General features: G+C 35.8%; 15 protein-coding genes. 12 read left to right on the forward strand and 3 right to left on the reverse strand.

All coding sequences use genetic code 11. The features are described 5' to 3' along the window. Position 1 precedes the first annotated feature (1 nt). The 5 genes from Cop2CBH44_RS06850 to hdhA all read left to right on the forward strand — a co-directional run bounded on the left by Cop2CBH44_RS06850 (position 2) and on the right by hdhA (position 6,414). Positions 2–817, forward strand: coding sequence for a hypothetical protein (locus Cop2CBH44_RS06850; protein ID WP_044227994.1), 816 nt, complete (start codon positions 2–4; stop codon positions 815–817). Between the two features lie 47 nt (positions 818–864). After that, positions 865–2,178 (forward strand): T9SS type A sorting domain-containing protein, encoded by a 1,314-nt coding sequence (locus Cop2CBH44_RS06855; RefSeq protein ID WP_200755783.1) that lies wholly within the window; start codon positions 865–867, stop codon positions 2,176–2,178. A gap of 487 nt (positions 2,179–2,665) precedes the next feature. Next, positions 2,666–4,444, forward strand: a complete 1,779-nt coding sequence (locus tag Cop2CBH44_RS06860) for a S8 family peptidase (RefSeq protein WP_200755784.1) — start codon at positions 2,666–2,668, stop codon at positions 4,442–4,444. Between the two features lie 93 nt (positions 4,445–4,537). Next, a complete protein-coding gene (locus tag Cop2CBH44_RS06865; protein ID WP_021931146.1) occupies positions 4,538–5,605 on the forward strand; it encodes a linear amide C-N hydrolase in 1,068 nt (355 codons plus the stop codon). Between the two features lie 14 nt (positions 5,606–5,619). Further along, a complete protein-coding gene (gene hdhA, locus Cop2CBH44_RS06870) occupies positions 5,620–6,414 on the forward strand; it encodes a 7alpha-hydroxysteroid dehydrogenase (protein ID WP_021931147.1) in 795 nt (264 codons plus the stop codon). A 155-nt stretch (positions 6,415–6,569) separates the two neighbouring features. Here the strand turns inward: hdhA and ung are convergent, their stop codons facing one another. Continuing rightward, positions 6,570–7,232 (reverse strand): uracil-DNA glycosylase, encoded by a 663-nt coding sequence (gene ung, locus Cop2CBH44_RS06875; protein ID WP_021931148.1) that lies wholly within the window; start codon positions 7,230–7,232, stop codon positions 6,570–6,572. Positions 7,233–7,338: 106 nt separating this feature from the next. Between ung and Cop2CBH44_RS06880 the strand changes: the two genes are divergently transcribed. From Cop2CBH44_RS06880 to Cop2CBH44_RS06905, 7 genes are all read left to right on the forward strand, one after another. Then, positions 7,339–9,765, forward strand: a complete 2,427-nt coding sequence (locus Cop2CBH44_RS06880) for a glycoside hydrolase family 95 protein (protein WP_200755785.1) — start codon at positions 7,339–7,341, stop codon at positions 9,763–9,765. A gap of 384 nt (positions 9,766–10,149) precedes the next feature. After that, positions 10,150–10,653, forward strand: coding sequence for a flavin reductase family protein (locus Cop2CBH44_RS06885; RefSeq protein ID WP_021931151.1), 504 nt, complete (start codon positions 10,150–10,152; stop codon positions 10,651–10,653). Continuing rightward, complete coding sequence (locus tag Cop2CBH44_RS06890; protein ID WP_200755786.1) at positions 10,653–11,318, forward strand: B3/B4 domain-containing protein; 666 nt, start codon at positions 10,653–10,655, stop codon at positions 11,316–11,318. Before Cop2CBH44_RS06885 ends, Cop2CBH44_RS06890 begins: the two co-directional genes overlap by 1 nt. A 211-nt stretch (positions 11,319–11,529) precedes the next feature. After that, positions 11,530–11,712 (forward strand): DUF6132 family protein, encoded by a 183-nt coding sequence (locus Cop2CBH44_RS16530; protein WP_246469210.1) that lies wholly within the window; start codon positions 11,530–11,532, stop codon positions 11,710–11,712. Positions 11,713–11,729: 17 nt separating this feature from the next. Next, on the forward strand, positions 11,730–12,224 hold the full coding sequence (gene trxA, locus Cop2CBH44_RS06895; protein WP_200755787.1) for a thioredoxin: 495 nt from the start codon (positions 11,730–11,732) through the stop codon (positions 12,222–12,224). A gap of 83 nt (positions 12,225–12,307) precedes the next feature. Beyond that, a complete protein-coding gene (locus tag Cop2CBH44_RS06900; protein WP_021931155.1) occupies positions 12,308–12,676 on the forward strand; it encodes a transcriptional regulator, SarA/Rot family in 369 nt (122 codons plus the stop codon). A gap of 137 nt (positions 12,677–12,813) precedes the next feature. After that, positions 12,814–13,815, forward strand: a complete 1,002-nt coding sequence (locus Cop2CBH44_RS06905; protein WP_200755788.1) for a malate dehydrogenase — start codon at positions 12,814–12,816, stop codon at positions 13,813–13,815. A 153-nt stretch (positions 13,816–13,968) separates the two neighbouring features. On the opposite strand, the gene Cop2CBH44_RS06910 is transcribed toward Cop2CBH44_RS06905, so the two are convergent. Both Cop2CBH44_RS06910 and Cop2CBH44_RS06915 read right to left on the reverse strand, forming a co-directional pair. Then, positions 13,969–17,121 (reverse strand): carbohydrate binding domain-containing protein, encoded by a 3,153-nt coding sequence (locus tag Cop2CBH44_RS06910; RefSeq protein WP_200755789.1) that lies wholly within the window; start codon positions 17,119–17,121, stop codon positions 13,969–13,971. A 74-nt stretch (positions 17,122–17,195) separates the two neighbouring features. Continuing rightward, entirely contained in the window at positions 17,196–19,373 is a 2,178-nt protein-coding gene (locus tag Cop2CBH44_RS06915; RefSeq protein WP_021931158.1) for a T9SS type A sorting domain-containing protein, read from the reverse strand. Positions 19,374–19,382: the final 9 nt, after the last annotated feature.

Genomic DNA, 19,382 nt, shown 5'->3' on the forward strand with positions numbered 1-19,382 from the left:
TATGAAAATGAACAAATATATATTCGGGACACTACTTATTTCCTCATTCCTGATCGGATGTGACCAAGACAACATTACACGTATTTACGAATCAGATACGTATAACTACATATCCTTTCAAAATGATGTCTTAAATAAAGAAGTAGAAAAGACTGAAAATACATTAGAGATATCTATTTATAGAGAAAGCACGCAAGGTAACGCCAGCGTAACAGCTGAGCTCTTTTTCCAACAAGACGGAAACGGGGGAGAACAGCCCGGTAGAGAATTTATATCTCTCGACAACAATATAATTACGTTCGCAGAGGGCAATAATGAAGCTAAAATCAAATTAAACATCGATTTAGTCAAGCTCGATTATTTGACCAAGGCTAAAACTCAAATACGTCTGACTCCAAAAGAAAATTGTAGCGTTTCACCTTTTGGAAAATCAGCAATAACCGTATCCATCAGTCGCAAACCTACCTGGTACCAAATGGAGGAAAAAGGAATTTATACCTCTCAATTTTTAGGAACAGAAAAAGAAGTTACTGTGATGAAAGCAGAAGAAGCTCCATTTTACATCGTTAAAGATTGTTATGTAGAAAATGGCGATATTCGTATAGACTTGGACCAAAACGGAAATGCAACCATAGAACAACAAAAAGCTTTCATTTATCCGGAATATGGTGTAGTATATGTTGCCGGAACCGGACAATTAAACAAAATCAGTAACACCATTATTACTCAAATGAATTTTTTAGTAGAGCAAGACGGTAAATGGGGTATCCTTTCCGGTGTAGCTTTTGAAGAAACACTAAAACTCCCAAACAAATAAAACACAGAAATTATATATAACTAATGTTCAACTAAACAAAACATCGTATGAAAAAGCTTTACTTACTATTGCTAAGTGCAATAATGGGAACAGCTGCAAATGCCCAAACTTGGGATGGAACGACTGCAGCATGGACACAAGGTGACGGTTCGTCCAGTAATCCATATCTAATAGAAAATGGCCAGCATCTGGCTTATCTGTCTGAAACAGTCAGAAATGGAGAAACTTATGAAGGTAAATATTTCAAATTAACTACTGATTTGGATATGGGTATAAATGACGAACAAAAATTTACTCCAATCGGATTTTTTGACGAATATATCGACAGCGAAAACCAAGGAGGTGGAATGATCGATGATTCAAAATATTTCTTAGGAGTTTTTGATGGCAACTATAAAACAATCGATAACATACATGTATATTATGTAGATCCAAATCCGGAAAATGGAATTGGTGGAACCGGTTTATTTGCCTGCATATCCCAAAATGCTGAAATCAAAAATTTAAATATCGGAGAGAATTCCATTATTGAAGGTGCAGATGCCACCGGAGCTATTGTTGGAGCTATGAATGGAGGAAAAGTTATCAATTGCTCAAACAATGCTGTTTTAACTATTATGGGTACAGGTCCTACTGGTGCTGGAGGTATTGTTGGAACCAACAATGGCGGTGGAACAATTTCGGGTTGCTCCAATAATACAAACATTAATGGACACAACAGTGTTGGTGGTATTGTCGGTTATGTTGATAAATCCGGAATAATAGAAAACTGTTACAACACCGGTATGATAACAGTTGGCGGATTCTTTGCCGGAGGAATATGCGGATATTTAACTTCTGGTACAGCAAAAAATTGCTACACTACCGGAAATGTCCCGAGTGATGGAATTTTCAATCAAGCAGTTATTGGAACAACCGATACAGGTGTATCTATTGAAAACTGTTATTATTTGAATATTCCCAATGCCGCTACTGACGAAAATCCAGGTGTCACAGCCAAAGAAGAAGCCGATATGAAAACCGAAAGTTTCGTCACAGACCTTAATAATGGACAAAATGTCTGGACAATCGATAGTAAAAATATGAACCAAGGATTCCCTGTTCTATCTTGGCAAGTTGATCCTACTCCTGTAAGCACGGAAAGCATACAAGAAGCAAATATCAACGTATATACTATAGGGCATAACTTATATATACAATCAGAAACATCATGTCAAGCTATCATCTCGGATATCAGTGGAAAAATAATTGTCAACGAGAATATAGACAACAAAACAATAACTCTCGACAACAAAGGATTATATATCGTTACCATACTATCTAACGGACAAAAATATAACCATAAAGTAATTATTAAATAAAGAATACTTATATTTTTGTCAAAAGCGATAATTCAAACCAATTATTTTAGGACGAAAGGAATAGTTTTTATATAATGGATTCCTTTTTCGTCCTAAAATAATTAAATCATATTTTATCTTACGAAGGTCTATGAAAAAGCCAGCAACACTGATCCTTATATTCCTTTTATACAGTTTTTTATTAACCGCTCAAAAACAGGTTATCTGTAAAGAATATTCTCCCAAATACACAGCAAACACTCTGCTAAAAATACAACAATACCAGACTACACCCTATACACGAAGCTCTTCAAAAATTAAATATATACAAGCTTATGTGCGATTCCACCCGGACGCAAACATCCAAAAGTTATGCGAATCGTATGATATAAAAATAAACGTCGGGTACAACAATCTTTATACGGCCCTAATCCCAATAAAAAATTTAGAAGCCATCGCCCAAGATCACCATATTTTAGAAATAGATACTGGTCAAGAGATACACTTCATGATGGATTCCGTACGCATCTTCACACATATTGATGAAGCTTACAATGGTACGAATGGGTTAAACACTCCCTACCGAGGAAAAAACGTGCTAATAGGAATCATTGATGCCGGACTGGATTTTGGACACCCTAATTTCCGAGATAATAATGGGAAATGCCGCATTCAGGCTGTTTGGGACCAAAACAATTTCTTCTCAGCCACCAATTCTCCCTATGGATATGGGATAGTATATAACACACCCGAAGATGTTGCGAATGCCAAAAGAGATATGGAATTATCCGGCGATACACATGGCACTCATGTAACCGGTATAGCTGCCGGAAGTTATGATGGCCCCTATAGAGGCGTAGCTCCTGAAGCTGGCATAGTTCTCGTATCAACAAACAAAACCGAACAGGGTATTATGGATGGAATAGACTTCCTCCTAAAATACGCTGAAAACGCCCAAAAACCTATATCAATAAACCTAAGTATCGGAACAGTCTTAGGATATAAAGATGGTACTGATAATTTTTCAGTCCTCATAGACCAACTATTAAAAGGCCAAAAAGGTAAACTTCTTTCCATTGCTGCCGGCAATGAAGGTGACAGAAAATCAACATTGGCCGGGATATTCGGGGATAAGCAAATGACTAAAAGCTATTGGATTCCCCCCAGCTATGGCAGGGATAATCTGTTCATACAAGGAGAAAAAGGACATATCTACCAACTTACCATAACCCTAAAAAATACGACAAATCATTCTACTTTATTTTCTCAAACGTTTACCAGTGGAGAAACGTGGTCTAAAAGTTTCGAAAAATTCGGTACTGAAGAGAACAATGATGCACTTATCAATATCTCCTCTTCTACAAATAATGCCAACGGAAACCCAAACTTCCGTATAACGATGTCTTACACCCAACCAGAAAATGAAATCTGGGAAATAACATTCAGTTCTGAATCCGGGAAATATATGATCAACAGTGATTACGGCTACTTCACATCTAAAGGTGAAGAAGGGTATACAGAAGGAACAACAGACTATACTATTGCCTGTACAGCCACCGGATATGAACCTATCGCCGTAGGAGCCTATGTTTCCAGACAATGTTACCAAGATTTAGACGGGAACAAACATATTGCTGAATGGAAACAACAAGAATTGTATCCCTTATCAGGAAAAGGTCCTACTTATGATAATAGAATCAAACCTGATGTTGTGGCTCCGGGAGCAACTGTCATTTCCTCATTCAGTTCATATGCAGGAAGTTTTTCAGTAAAACCAGAATATAAAGTTTTTCAGATAACAGATGAAACCAGCAACCGCAAATACAGTTGGGGTATAGCCAATGGAACTTCTATGGCAACTCCAGTAGTAACCGGTACATTAGCTTTATGGTTGGAAATAAATCCAAAACTGACAGCTGAAGATGTAAAAAAAATAATAAAAAATACAGCTTATCATGATACATATACCGGAGAAGCAGATAACGGAAGATTCGGCATGGGCAAACTGGATGCTATGGCCGGACTAAAATATCTACAACAAGAAACATCTGTACAAACTCCCCTAAAATCAACTATACAATATTCATATAATAGAAACGATAACAGAATACAGCTATTCTGTGAAGACACAATACAAAAAGTATATATATATACGCTTACCGGTGTACTATATCAACAAATATCTTTTCCAAGTAATTCATTTTATGCAAACCTACAACCTGGGAATATTTATTTGTTGAAAATTATTACAGACAAATCGAACACCGTATTTAAAATTATTCCATAATATGGCTCAAAAATCAAAAAACAAAACATTTGCATAAACATAAAAGGTTCTTACTTGTTCTCATACTATAGTTTCAACTTAACACACATTAGTATGAGAACATTTTTTATTTTTATCACGCTTATTCTTGCTGGAATTTTTTCGGGTTTTGCATGTACTGGCATTTCATTATTTGCAAAAGATGGAGGTTACGTACAAGCCCGTACTATAGAATGGGGAGACAGCTATCTTCCTAGCGAATATGTGATTATCCCCCGTAACTTAGAGCAAATATCCTATACCCCTACAGGTATAAACGGACTCAAATTTCAATCAAAATACGGAGTTGTAGGATTAGCCATCATTCAAAAAGAATTTATTGCTGAGGGGTTAAACGAAGTCGGATTGTCTGCAGGCCTATTCTATTTTCCTCATTACGGAAAATACCCTGAATATGACCCTCAACAAAATAATCAAACTTTGTCCGACTTGCAATTTGTATCCTGGATATTATCTCGATTCTCTACAATAGACGAAGTTATAGAGGCTACAAAACAAATACGAATCACCTCTTTAGACAAACAGGGTTCCACCGTACACTGGCGTATTGGTGAGGCTTCAGGACGTCAAGTTGTTCTTGAATTTATAAATGGTATACCTCATTTTTATGAAAACAAAATAGGAGTGTTGACTAATGCACCGGATTTTCCTTGGCATATAACAAACTTGAACAATTACGTCAATCTCTTCCCCGGTAATGCTCCCACCCAGAAAATAGGCGATATTACAATATTTCCTTTTGGCGCCGGTTCAGGATTTTTAGGTATTCCGGGAGACGTCACGCCCCCATCTCGTTTTGTCAGAATTGCTTTCTACAAAGCCACCGCCCCACAACTGAAAACTTCTGAAGAAACCATTTTCCAGAGCTTTCACATTTTAAACAATTTCGATATTCCTATCGGAGTGGAACATCCCATAGGAAAAGCTCCGAATATACCCAGTGCGACACAATGGACCTCAGCCATAGACTTGACCCAAAAGAAGTTATATTATAAAACTTCATATAATAATAACATACGTTGCATCAATTTAAATAATATAGATTTTGAAAAAATATCTTACCAGTCCCACCCTTTAGACCCCAAAATGCAACAACCTGTTGATATTATCCAAATTCGATAACAATCTAAACAATAATGAAACGATTAAATAAAAAAATTGCCATTATTACCGGTGCAGCATCTGGGATAGGTAAAGCGATAACTCAAAGATTCTCATCAGAAGGAGCGAATGTCGTAATTGCAGATTATGCAAAAGACAAAGCTGATGTTTTAGCAAAAAATTTAGCATCCAAAGGAGCAAACACATTTCCAATTTATTTTTCTGCCGATAATTTAGAAAGTTGCCGCCAACTTATCAACTCCGTTTTTGAACACTATGGACAAATAGATATTTTAATAAATAATATAGGAGGGAGTAACTTAACTCTTGATAAGGATATCGAACACCTCGACATAAATTATTTTGATGAAATTTTTCACATTAATATCCGCTGTGCTACATATTTGACCCAACTGGTTATACCTTTTTTAGAAAGACAAAATGGAGGAAATATCATCAATATTGCTTCAATAAGCGGTATTACCGGAGATTATCAGGGAACTTACTATGGAATTTCAAAAGCCGGGATTATCAGTCTTACACAATATACTGCCACTCAAATGGGAAAAAAGAATATTCGCTGTAATGCTATTGCCCCCGGACTCATTCTGACCCCTGCAGCATTAAATAATCTGCCAGAAAAAAATCGGCAAATATTTCTTCGTCATAACGCTCTTCCCTATTTGGGCAAGCCTGAAGACATTGCAGCAACAGCGGCATTTCTCGCCTCAGATGATGCTCGATACATCACCGGACAAACCATCATTGCTGATGGCGGATTGACTATCCATAACCCGACTGTAGCAGACATGAATGAGACTATGTACTAATATCATTTCAATATCAAATTTTCTTGGATATTGAATCTATATAAATTTATCACAGTATTTACACCTTTTTCAAAAAAATTATTGAATTAAGATTATATATTTAATCAAGATGCATCTGTTATGCATAATATTCCTTACAGAAGTATATATAAAGTTTACCAGTCTATCTCTGGTAACCCTTTACTCCTAAAATATTCATTTGCTTTACTAAAGTGCTTACAACCGAAAAATCCTCTGTCTGCAGACAATGGTGAAGGATGCGGTGCTGTAAGAACACAATGTCGGGTACGGTCTATAAAAGCCCCCTTCTTTTGGGCATATGCACCCCACAACATAAAAACGACATTCTCTTTTTCATCATTTATTCGTTTTATCACAGCATCTGTAAACTCTTCCCACCCTTTTCCCTGATGGGAACCAGCCTGATGAGCTCTTACTGTCAGTATCGAATTGATAAGCAATACTCCCTGATTCGACCAACGTTCCAGCCTGCCAGAACGAGGAACAGGTTTCCCTAAGTCATTTTGTACTTCTTTAAAAATATTTACTAAAGACGGAGGAAAAGGCACCCCATCCAACACGGAGAAACATAACCCATAATATTGCCCTGGTTCATGATACGGGTCTTGTCCTATTATAACCACCTTTACCTTATCAAAAGGGCACGTATCGAATGCATAAAAAAGCAAATGGCCGGGAGGATATACCGTATATCTCGCATACTCCTGTTTTACAAAAGCAACCAGTTTTTCAAAATAAGGCTTATTGAATTCAGGTTGTAACCGCCGTTTCCAACTGTCTTCTATTCTTACATCCATAACACACTTTAAAAATGCATTTCTAACAAAAATACATAATTTATATTTATTATTTCAAATAAATAACATAATTTTACCTGTTACTTAGAAATTTAATTACAATAGCATGTACAAAAAAGACACAACAACCAGCCTTTTATTTTTCCTTTTCCTATTATTATCTGTACATTCAGGATATACTCAAGAAAATCTTGAATTATGGTATAAAAGTCCTGCAACAATATGGGAAGAAACTCTTCCATTAGGAAACGGCCGATTAGGAGCCATGCCTGACGGCGGCATATATCACGAAAAAATTATTTTAAACGATATATCCTTGTGGTCAGGAAGTAAAGAAAATACTGTAAATGCCAAAGCAATCGAATATTTGCCACAAATACGACAACTATTATTGGCAGGTAAAAATAAAGAAGCCCAAGATTTAATGTATGCACATTTTAAATGCGCAGGAAAAGGGACAAACAGAGGAGAAGGAGCAAATGCTCCTTATGGAAGTTTTCAAACATTAGGTTATCTCAACATAAATTATAATTATAAAGACCAAGATACCCTAATATCTAATTATAAAAGAGGCCTTATATTGAGCGATGCTTTAGCCTACACACATTTTACTAAACATGGAATCAAATACACTCGCGAATACTTTGTTTCACACTCACATGATGTCATAGTAATCAAGTTATCTTCAAATAAAAAAAATCAGTTAGCTTTTTCTCTAAACTTAGCCAGACCCGAACGTTATAAGACTTATATCCAAGAAAAAAATCTCTATATGGAGGGAGCAATGAATAACGGATATGGAGAAGATGGTGTAAAATACCTAACCAAAGTACAAGTAATTACTGATGGCAACGTAACTCCCGAACATAAAGCTCTATCGATCACTCAAGCTAAAGACACTTATATTATTATCTCCTCTGGAACTAACTTCGAAAATTCACACTATAAAGAACAAATAAACCAGTTACTGCAAAAGTCTATAACCACTGACTATAAAAAATTATTATCAGCACATAAAGCAAAATACCAAAAAAAGTTTAATCGAGTACAATTACAATTGGGCACTTCCCAAATAACCGATATCCCGACAGACCTTCGTCTAATAAATAATCAAAAAATAGAAGATCCTTCCCTTTATGCCCTCTATTTCCATTTTGGACGTTATTTAATGATATGCGGTACCCGCAAAGGTTCCCTACCTCTAAATCTCCAAGGACTTTGGGCCAATACAATACAAACACCATGGAATGGAGATTATCATCTGAACATCAACCTCCAAATGTGTTATTGGCCAACAGAAGTCACTAATCTATCAGAATTGCATAATACGCTTATTGACTATACAAAAAAACTCGTTTCCTCAGGAAAAATTACAGCCCGAGAATTTTACGGAGCAGATGGATGGGTAGCTCACGTAGTAAGCAACCCTTGGCTTTTTACTGCACCTGCAGAACACGCATCATGGGGAGCAACAAATACCGGAGGGGCATGGCTCTGCTCTCATTTATGGCAACATTACCTATTTAACCCCGACACATCATACGTAGCCGATATCTATCCTGTTCTCAAAGGTGCATCACAATTCTTTCTATCTAACATGATTACCGAACCGAAACATCAATGGTTAGTAACAGCTCCATCATCATCACCTGAAAATTCATTTAAACAAAACGGCCAATCGGTATTTGTATGTATGGGTCCCACTATGGATACCCAAATCATCAGAGAGCTATTCGAAAATACTGTAAGTGCCGCACAAATATTAGGCATCGACCCGCAGTTTTGTCAACAAATAAATATAGCCCTTCAAAAATTACCACCCATGCAAATAAGTACCCAAGGTGGTTATTTGTTAGAATGGCTTGAAGATTATGAAGAAACAGATATTCATCATCGTCATATATCCCACCTTTACGGACTATATCCAGCAAACCAAATAACTCCAACCAAAACGCCAGAATTAATAAACGCATGTCGCAAAACTCTCAATCGGCGAGGAGACGGTGGCACTGGATGGTCCAGAGCCTGGAAAATAAATTTCTGGGCACGAATAAAAGATGCCGATAAAGCTCACACTCTACTTAAAAACCTCTTATATCCTGTAAAAGGAGAAACAATCGATTATAAAGGAGGTGGTACTTATCCTAATTTATTCTGTGCACATCCCCCATTCCAAATAGACGGTAATTTCGGAGGTACTGCCGGTATTGCTGAAATGCTCTTACAAAGTCATGACGGATATATAGACATACTCCCAGCCTGTTATTGGAATAAAGGCTACTTCAAAGGATTGAGAGCTCAAGGTGGTATTACCGTTGACGTCGATTGGGAACTTAACAAAACACCTCGGCTCAATATAAAACTAGTAGCTTCTCGTGCTGGAAACTTTTCAATTCAGCTGCCAGCATCATTCATTTCAAAGAATAATACCAAAATCAGAATATCACAAAAAGGTAAATCTTCGTTACTTTCAACGAATGCTCCTATATCCGTAACTCTAAAAGAAGGAGAAGAGATAAAATTGTCTCTTTAACATTTAAAAAGTTAATAAAAATCTACTTTTTACAGAAAAAAATGTTAATGTAATAATTTTTTTTGCACTAAAAGTTGCACAATACAAAGTAAGATAATATATTTGCAACATGTTTTTTCATAGTATTAGATTTAAGGTTTACAAGATTGGTTGTCGGGAGACAACCTTTTTTGTTTTTTAGATTTTATTCTTCCTTACCAGCCCACTTTTTCTGGCTCATTTATTACTTCAATTCTACACATAAACTTACTCCTTTATACAAATATTCCTGTACAACATAACCAATAAAAATATAAACTTTCCATAACCAAACATTCCAACACATATTTTTATACAAAAATCAGATTTTTATGTAATTTTGTGTAATTCAAAAATACAAACAATATGAAAAAACTCGAAATAAGCCACTTAAATGACAATTTTTTCGAAACTATCAGTAAAGAATGGATGCTGGTAACTGCTGGAAATTCATCTAAATTCAACACAATGACTGCAAATTGGGGAGGTATAGGTTTCCTGTGGAATAAGCCTGTAGTATATATCTTTATCCGTCCCGAACGTTACACCCATAAATTTATTGAAACAAATGACTATTTTACTCTATCCTTTTTAGGAGAAGAAAATAAAGATATACATAAGATATGTGGTAGCAAATCGGGAAAAGATACAGACAAAATCAAAGCAACAGGGCTTCTTCCTATATTTACCAATTTAGGTAATGTAACTTTTGAACAGTCGCGTCTGACGTTTGAGTGTAAAAAGTTATACACTGATTTTATTAAAAAGGAAAATTTCTTCGATAATACTATTTTCGACAAATGGTACATAAATGGGGGCTTACATCAAATATATATAGCTGAGATAGTAAACATTTGGAGCAAAGATTAATGGGACACATCATTTCTATATCAGATAAAATACAAAATTCCTGCCCAGATTATCGGGCAGGAATCATAAAAGCCCATGTACATAATACGAAGTACTCTAATTTACTATGGAAAGAAATAACACAAGAAACCGAACAAATAAAAAAGCTCTATACTTTATCAGAAATCAACAAACGACTGACCATACAAGCCACCCGGCAAGCTTATAAAACATTTGGCAAAGATCCAAATCGATATCGCCCTTCAGCAGAAGCCCTCTGTAGACGTATCGTAAAAGAAACAGAACTATATCAGATATCTACATTAGTTGATCTTATCAATTTGGTTTCTATAAAAAGCGGATTTTCCATCGGAGGTTTTGATGCTGATAAGATAGACGGTGATCTTACTTTAGGAATAGGACACAAAGAAGAAAACTTTAACGCCATAGGCAGAGGATTATTGAATATTGACGGATTACCGGTATATCGAGATAAAAAAGGTCCGATAGGAACTCCGACCAGTGATGAAATACGAACTCAACTTTCCATAGATACTCAAAATATTCTTATCATTATCAACGCATATTCATGTGCAAATTTATTGCCGGAAACAATACAATACACAATTAGATTACTGACTGACTACGCCGATGCAACCAACATAACATACAAAATCATTCCTTAGCCATCATCTATATACACTCCAAAAGTAAAATAAACCTCTTTTTATATTGTATTTTGTTAAATATAGAAATATTTTCCATTGGAAATTTTTTATATTATAAAATATTTATATATTTGCAATATATTTCTAATGGAAAATATTTCTAATAAAATAAAAGATGAAAGCAAACAACTTAAAAAAATGGATATTCACTAACAAATTCCGCATTATAATGATATTGCTCGGAGCTATTAGTGGTTTTTCATATTGGTATTTTATAGGTTGTACAACAGGAAGCTGTCCTATTACGTCATCTCCTTACATAAGTATTATATGGGGGGCAACCATAGGTTATCTCCTATCCCCAACAAATATTTATCACAATAAAAAATACCATTCTGAAGATAATAACTAAACTAAATAAAATTCAATATGAAACGAAAACAGTTATTAGGACTACTCTTTATGACAGCCACAATTTTTACGGCTTGCTCGAACAAAACAGAAAATAAAACAGAAAATAATAATCAACTCAAAAAAGAAACAAACATGGGAACTATAGCATTGACTAAAACTGAATTCTTAGAAAAAGTAGCCAATTTTGAAACCAGCCCCAAAGAATGGAAATACCTCGGTGACAAACCCGCAATTGTAGACTTTTATGCCTCATGGTGTGGCCCTTGTAAAAGCATAGCTCCAATACTTGAAGAGCTGGCTCAAGAATACGAAGGACAAATATATATTTACAAAATAGATACAGAAAAAGAACCGGAACTTGCCTCGGCTTTCGGAATTATGAGTATACCTACCCTCTTGTTTATACCTATGGAAGGAGCTCCACAAATGGCAAAAGGCGCCATGCCTAAAAGTGCATTTAAAGAAGCAATCGAAACTGTATTATTGAAATCACTAGAAAACAAAAAATAATAAATTCATAAACTCATAACATAGTCTGTACTTCTTTTATAATGAAACGAAGTACAGACTATAATCATTTAATTAAATTGGTTATGGATACATTATGCTACATACGAGAAATATATCAAGCAATATCCGAATTTGAAATTTTTTTTCATCAAAAATATGGAATTAGTTTGAATGAGGGCATGCTGCTATGTTCTCTAAAAAATGGGAGTTTACCAGCTGGTGAAATTGCCAAAAAACTAAACTTATCTCAATCAAATACTTCCAAAGTTTTAAAATCGGTTGAATCAAAAAAATTAGTAAAACGAACATTAGGCGAAAAAGATCGGCGACAAATTTACTACCTTTTAACATCCACAGGAAAAAATACAATAGATAACATAAAATGCGAAAAAGAAAATATGCCCAGCCTTCTAAAATGCTTAGTCGAAAATGCAAATAATCCAAAACCTTAACAAAGTAGATATTGTTGTAATAACAGTATAATTTTTTATTATCAGCAAAAACTTTTTTTGATATACAAACAATCCAAAGATATTATAACTTTGTTAGTATAAAAAGATAAAATTTATTCACCAAATATAATTAAGATATGAAGTTCTTGACTGACAAAAAGCTGACCATCGTTGGAGCTGCCGGAATGATTGGTTCTAACATGGCTCAAACCGCATTAATGATGAAGTTAACACCCAATGTTTGTTTGTACGACCCATTTGCCCCAGCTCTTGAAGGAGTTGCCGAAGAATTACTACAATGCGGATTTGAAAATGTAAATATAACATTTACATCAGATATAAAAGAAGCGCTTACTGGAGCTGAGTATATTGTTTCTTCAGGGGGAGCAGCTCGAAAAGCCGGAATGACACGTGAAGATCTTTTGAAAGGAAACGCTGAAATTGCGGCCCAATTCGGAAAAGATATTCGTAGTTATTGCCCTAATGTACAACACGTCGTTGTCGTATTCAACCCAGCAGATATTACCGGTCTTATCACCTTACTTTATTCTGGATTAAAGCCCAATCAAGTATCTACATTGGCTGCACTGGATAGTACCCGGTTACAAAATGAATTGGCTAAATATTTCAAAATCCCAGCATCTGAAATAAAAAATAGCCGTACGTATGGTGGACACGGTGAACAAATGGCGGTATTTGCATCTACAACTTCTGTAAAAGGAAAACCATTAAACGAAATAATTGGTTCTAACGCTATGCCGATTGAATCATGGAATGACATCAAATACAGTGTAATTCAAGGAGGTAAACATATAATCGACCTTCGTGGACGTTCTTCATTCCAGAGTCCGGCATATCTCTCTATCGAGATGATAGCTGCTGCTATGGGTGGAGCATTCTTCCGCTGGCCTGCCGGAGTATATGTATCTTCCGGAAAATTCGATCATATCATGATGGCAATGGAAACATCTATTACCAAAGATGGTATATCTTATAAAGAAATAAAAGGTACACCGATTGAAGAAAAAGAACTGGAAGAAAGTTATAAACATCTATGTAAATTACGCGACGAAGTCATTGCTATGGGTATTATACCAGCAATTAAAGACTGGCATACTTTAAATACCAACATTCAATAAAATAAAAGATGCTCTCTGACAGAAATTTTCATTTGTCAGAGAGTTTTTTTTATCACAATATACCAAATAAGAATCTATCTCTCAAAAAACCTTCATATCTAAACTTTTATATTACTTACCATTATCAATAATTGACCTATCAATATACTTCAGTCACTTAACCAATAATTTAAACGTCTTATTTATTCCCGCATTTTGAAAATGGACCAAATATATTCCAGAATCGTATTCAGGAAATCGTATTGTCAAATTTTTTCTTTCAGTATTCCCACAAATGCAATTATACAAATCCATTTTTTTCCCTCCAACCATATCATAAAGTGTGACAATATTTTTACCAGGACAAGTAGAAAACGATAGGCCCAATATTTCCCCTGACGACACCGGATTGGGATAAATATTTATACCTTCGACATCAATCCACTCATCAGGTAATGCTGTGGGCTCAACCTTAGTAATATAAAAATCGTCAAACCAGACTTTCTCATCAACTGACGTCGAAGATAATCGTGGTGTGAAACTAAATACACGATATCCAGTCGAAGGGATGGTATAAGTACCCTCTATCAATTTCCAATCGTGAGTCCCTTTCAGATTATCTGATAACACAGAAGCTGTCTCCGTCGAAGTTTCACTGACAATAATCCTCCCAGTCTCCCGTTTTATACCAAACGAAACATATACATCTGAAGTACTTGATACATTCTCTGTTTTTACATAAACACCAAACTTATATGTCTCTCCCTCTTCTACAATAATATTATCAGTATGCATCCATCCATTCCAATCAGAACCATTCCCAGTCAACCTCAACGAACCGGCATTTATATATCCCACTTCAGTATCATATACACACCCCTTAGCATTATCTCCTGCCACAACCCAGTCATTAGGCAGGTTTCCTGTCACATAATCAATATGCCCATTGGTAATAATACTTTTCTCATCAGGATCAACCGCTGCAATTTCACGAGCAACATTCCATGAACCATCTTCATTTAAAGCAATAGTCAAAATTTTACCGCCTGTATTCAACGAAATATTACTCTGTCGACCAACTGTTGTCGAAGAGATACTATTAGCATAGAATTCTGGATTTGTCCCTACCTCATGAGGAACAAGAATCGTAGTAAAAGTCAATGGTTGGGATGAAGATATAGCCTGCTTAGCATATACCACAGTAGGAGCTACAGAATATTCTTCTAACTGACTACCATAAGTACGTACACTATTCTTTTCAAAATAGACCAATAATTCTTTTTTCATCTCTTTACCTGTCCAATCAACCCAGCTCCGCTCCTCACCAGCATTAAACCAATTTTCTCCTCGACTCTTCAAATTATACATTTGCCATAAACTTCCTGCAGTATAACCTTCGGCTCCATCTCCAGGTAATAAATAATCCTGCAATATAAGAACCCCTTCTTCTGTCAACAAGATTCTCCTCTTTAACTGTGTTCCCGGCAAAAAATGATTATCCAATTCTATTACCCCATAACAATCATTACCTTGCATTTCTGTATAAGCATCGGTAAGAACATTATAATTAAAAAGTGTACCTACTGTAGCGTCGACATATTCATCTCCGGGTAAAACAAGACTATTTTGTACTCTAAAAATAAAATTCAAATCTGTTGTTGCAGCTCCCACAGGAGATTTATGCTTCCAATCAAATGCCACATACTGATAATCATTCAGACTAAAACTTTTCGAAACTTTCAGTGTAATAAAATTAGTATTGGTATTTGCCAATGTTATTTTTACAGAATTTCCAGACACTGCATCACTTGACAAAGATGTATAAGAAGTAGACCAATTGGTCAAAGAGTTACAATCATGTAACAAAAGCTCCCCTTTTTTACCAATCAAACGAACATTATCGATATAGATCTCCTCACCAACTTGTCCGACTAACCGGAAAGTCAGATACGCAAAACCTCGCATGGTAGCATCAGTTGATGAAATTTCTGTAGAAGAAGAAAAATCAACACAATCAGTAAACCATTTATCAGTCTGACGTCGACTTCCCCCCGAAGCAAAAGGGAACCCTTCATCCTCCTGTTTTACTAATACTACCGTATTACCACATCGTGCATCAGTAGCATGTCGTTGTACCCCATGGAACAACGGATAATTATCAGTCTCATAATAATTTATCGTTCCTCGTAAATGTGGATGAGAATGACTTCCTCTTGAATATAAATCACTCATAACAAAAGGAACACCCGGTGTTCGGGCACTTGCCAATAATAACTGATCAGGAATATCTTGAACACCATATTTATTAGTTCTATTTGTTACCAACGCCCCTACGTCTGTCTGCAAAGGTTCCGCTTCCATTGACGGTAACAAACTAATCTCTCCCAACACACTCCATTCAGAAGCCAATTTCATATCGAAATTAGCATTTTTATAAGACGCTGCTAAATTATAAAAACCCGCTCTATACAACTTCCATGCTGCATTTAAAAAAGAAGGGTCATTAAATATTCGCGCCATACGTTCAAAACAAATAACCCAATTAAAATAAGCAAAAAAGTAATCATCTCCATATTCCGGCATGAAACCACTGGGAGCTTGCTGATCTCTATATCGAGTAAACCACTTTTTTACTTCATCACGTCTCAGCAAATCAGTTTTTCCGGTTTCTTCTGCAATCATCATAATATCATTCAAATGAATTGCTGAATAATTAGTCGCATCCTCATCCACGTCTAAATTATTGTACCAAAAATCCCACACAGCATCAGTATAAGTTTTCCATTTATCCACATCAGGTGCATTGGGCAATACTTTCTGCATCAAAACAAATCCCAAAGCTCTCTCTTGTGCCTGATTATGGTCAACAATAAAAGTCGGTTGGAAATGCGAATTGGCATAGCCTAACACGACATCATCATAAGCTCCTTTTTCTACCTTCCCGAGCTCCTGCAAAAGTCGGTATGTATAAGCTATATGCTTTGTCGCAAAAAAGTCATCTGTCCCGCTCATCAAAGTTTTATTACTACGCCACTGTGTCATCGTTTCTGTAAATACGTACAAGCATCGATCCAGATATTTCTGATCTAACGTAGCCTTATACATAATGCCTTCAGCAGCCATATAATTACATATCCAACGTACACTTTTATTTGCAATCATCGACTGGATTTTCGCTTCACTATAATTTGCAGTCAAAAGGTCATAATACATCCGGCCGTCCGATAAATAATCCGGACGAGTTATCCTCATCTCTGCTGACAATGAATATTCTATCCCCATAAAGAATAAACCGGCAACCGCTAAATACCTTAAAAATTTTCTCATTTTCTATCTTTTTCACATAACAATACTCACAAATAAATGTAGTATACAACCTATTATAAAGCTATCAAAAACACTTACTTGACAAACTTAGTCACCCAACAATAATTAGATGATTGTACTCGTAATAAATATATACCCGAAGCAAAATCCGCTACATTTACCGAACTATCCGCTTCACTGAATACTTGTTTATTACAAATCAATGTTCCAGTTTTCTCGAATATCGATATTTGAGCAGGGGTTGTAGATTCTATCCCTGATACATACAAATAACCACCCGACACTCGATATCGTATATTTACCTCCGGATGTACTTTCTCCATACCCAGTATATCATCACCCCACGATAATTTGGTAGGTGTCTCTTCTGTATCATAAATATATACATCCTCACTCTTATCTTCTTGCACAGCATAAGGAGAAGAAAACAAACTAGTATTTAAACTTTGGGTAATGCCATTTATCTTATATTGACCCGAATAAGTTGAAGTCGGAGGAAAATAAGTTAAGTCAAGTACATCTCCAGACATTGAGGTATATTGAAGTCGAGGATAATCTGTCGAATAATCCAATGTTTCTATTTTACTGTTTGCTAAAAGTTTAGCCTCAAATTTATCTAACTCCTCATCCATATCTGCACCCTTCAAATCTTCAGTAATTTCAGTCGTTTCCAATATCCATGCACCCTTATGGGTAGTAGTAGGATTAAACATAAGTACAGTACAACCAGGCACCGAAAAAGGCAATCTACCTCCCATCGTAAAAGGTTCTACAGTACGAAAAGCAAACATCATACTTCCTGTATGGCAAAATATCCATTCTTTATCATGACGTGCTTTAATGCCCTCATTCGTAAAAGGGACATACATCCGATAACGATTATCTTTAAGATACGTTGTCGGAACATTTGTAATTCCAATAGCTGTTCCCTTATACTGCAAAACTCTATGATAAGGATTCTCTCCATATCCTACGGCATTTGCATTCACAGCATCAGTCGGTCGCTCAGGATTATCCTGACAGACTGTAAAAAAGCACTTATCGGTAGTCTCGTCTCGCCAAACCAAATATGTACGTTTTATCTCCTTATATGCATATGTACTGGGAGCCTTTGTCAAATTATAAGGTATCTCTGTCTGCGTAGCTAAACCATAATTTTGACTTTGCCAAGTATACTTATACTGCTTCCAGTTTTTAGTCATGGTATTTGTTTTACTGACTGTAATATTATCAATAAAACTGGTATACTCATAGGGATATGTCTTACGTTTCTCTGCATTTAATATTGCAGGTAGCGGTACTACCCGACCTTTATACGCTACCCAAAAGCAAAATGAAGCCGAATTATTCGTATCCGACATACATTGGTCTGCCATTTTTATTGAATTAGAAGGATTCCCGAAGAAAAGCCATGCCAACATTGTTATTCGAGAGTTCATGCCCAAAGGACCTCCTACCAACTGTTCCCATCCCTTACTACGTGGAGGATTAGCAACATATAATCCTTGATTCCAAGCACCTATCATGGCTGCAATCATCTGTTGATAGACCACCTTTGCTTTTCGATTAACCTCAGAGTCTGTACAATATTCTGCCAGCATACGAATATACATAAAATCTGTCGGTAGATAGACGAAAGCATCCATTTCACTACAATTATTATGAAAAATATTGTCCAACACATTCAAAATACGAGGTCGATTATAATTAATTATGTTTTCTGCTGTCCGACCGGCCACATCTGTAAAATCTGACCATTCTTGAGCAGCAAGCAAACCTGCAGTATAATGCATCATATCCATATTCAATGTACTAGTCCCAGTACCGTAAGTGTTGAAATCAGAAAGCTGTAAAAAACGTTTTACTTTATCTTTCAAACTATCAGGTAATTTATCTTTGGTCAAGAGATAACCATGCATAGTCATATGGTCACTAAAATCGACATCAGACCCTGAGAGATAAACCGTAGATGGATCGGTCAACCAATAATCATAAATACGCTCCAACTCCGCAATAGAGTTTTCTACATCAACTCCTTGATATATACGTGCCCAATAGAAAGGTGTGGTATATTTTATCGAAGTGCTGTTCTTACCATATGGTTGTATATCATTTACCATACACTCAATCAATGCATCACATCGTTCACGAAATGTAGTACCAGTGATTGTAAATTGTGCCTTCACACTCTCCATTTGAACAAAAAATACTGCCACTAAATATACCGTAATATACTCTAATCTTCTCAACATTTTATTCCT

The sequence above is a fragment of the Coprobacter secundus subsp. similis genome, assembly GCF_015097275.1.
GTDB lineage: Bacteria > Bacteroidota > Bacteroidia > Bacteroidales > Coprobacteraceae > Coprobacter > Coprobacter secundus.

Coding starts and splice junctions, on each gene's coding strand:
- Cop2CBH44_RS06850 (WP_044227994.1), top strand. CDS start 2: ATGAAAATGAACAAATATATATTCGGGACACTACTTATTTCCTCATTC.
- Cop2CBH44_RS06855 (WP_200755783.1), top strand. CDS start 865: ATGAAAAAGCTTTACTTACTATTGCTAAGTGCAATAATGGGAACAGCT.
- Cop2CBH44_RS06860 (WP_200755784.1), top strand. CDS start 2,666: ATGATGGATTCCGTACGCATCTTCACACATATTGATGAAGCTTACAAT.
- Cop2CBH44_RS06865 (WP_021931146.1), top strand. CDS start 4,538: ATGAGAACATTTTTTATTTTTATCACGCTTATTCTTGCTGGAATTTTT.
- hdhA (WP_021931147.1), top strand. CDS start 5,620: ATGAAACGATTAAATAAAAAAATTGCCATTATTACCGGTGCAGCATCT.
- ung (WP_021931148.1), bottom strand. CDS start 7,232: ATGGATGTAAGAATAGAAGACAGTTGGAAACGGCGGTTACAACCTGAA.
- Cop2CBH44_RS06880 (WP_200755785.1), top strand. CDS start 7,339: ATGTACAAAAAAGACACAACAACCAGCCTTTTATTTTTCCTTTTCCTA.
- Cop2CBH44_RS06885 (WP_021931151.1), top strand. CDS start 10,150: ATGAAAAAACTCGAAATAAGCCACTTAAATGACAATTTTTTCGAAACT.
- Cop2CBH44_RS06890 (WP_200755786.1), top strand. CDS start 10,653: ATGGGACACATCATTTCTATATCAGATAAAATACAAAATTCCTGCCCA.
- Cop2CBH44_RS16530 (WP_246469210.1), top strand. CDS start 11,530: ATGATATTGCTCGGAGCTATTAGTGGTTTTTCATATTGGTATTTTATA.
- trxA (WP_200755787.1), top strand. CDS start 11,730: ATGAAACGAAAACAGTTATTAGGACTACTCTTTATGACAGCCACAATT.
- Cop2CBH44_RS06900 (WP_021931155.1), top strand. CDS start 12,308: ATGGATACATTATGCTACATACGAGAAATATATCAAGCAATATCCGAA.
- Cop2CBH44_RS06905 (WP_200755788.1), top strand. CDS start 12,814: ATGAAGTTCTTGACTGACAAAAAGCTGACCATCGTTGGAGCTGCCGGA.
- Cop2CBH44_RS06910 (WP_200755789.1), bottom strand. CDS start 17,121: ATGAGAAAATTTTTAAGGTATTTAGCGGTTGCCGGTTTATTCTTTATG.
- Cop2CBH44_RS06915 (WP_021931158.1), bottom strand. CDS start 19,373: ATGTTGAGAAGATTAGAGTATATTACGGTATATTTAGTGGCAGTATTT.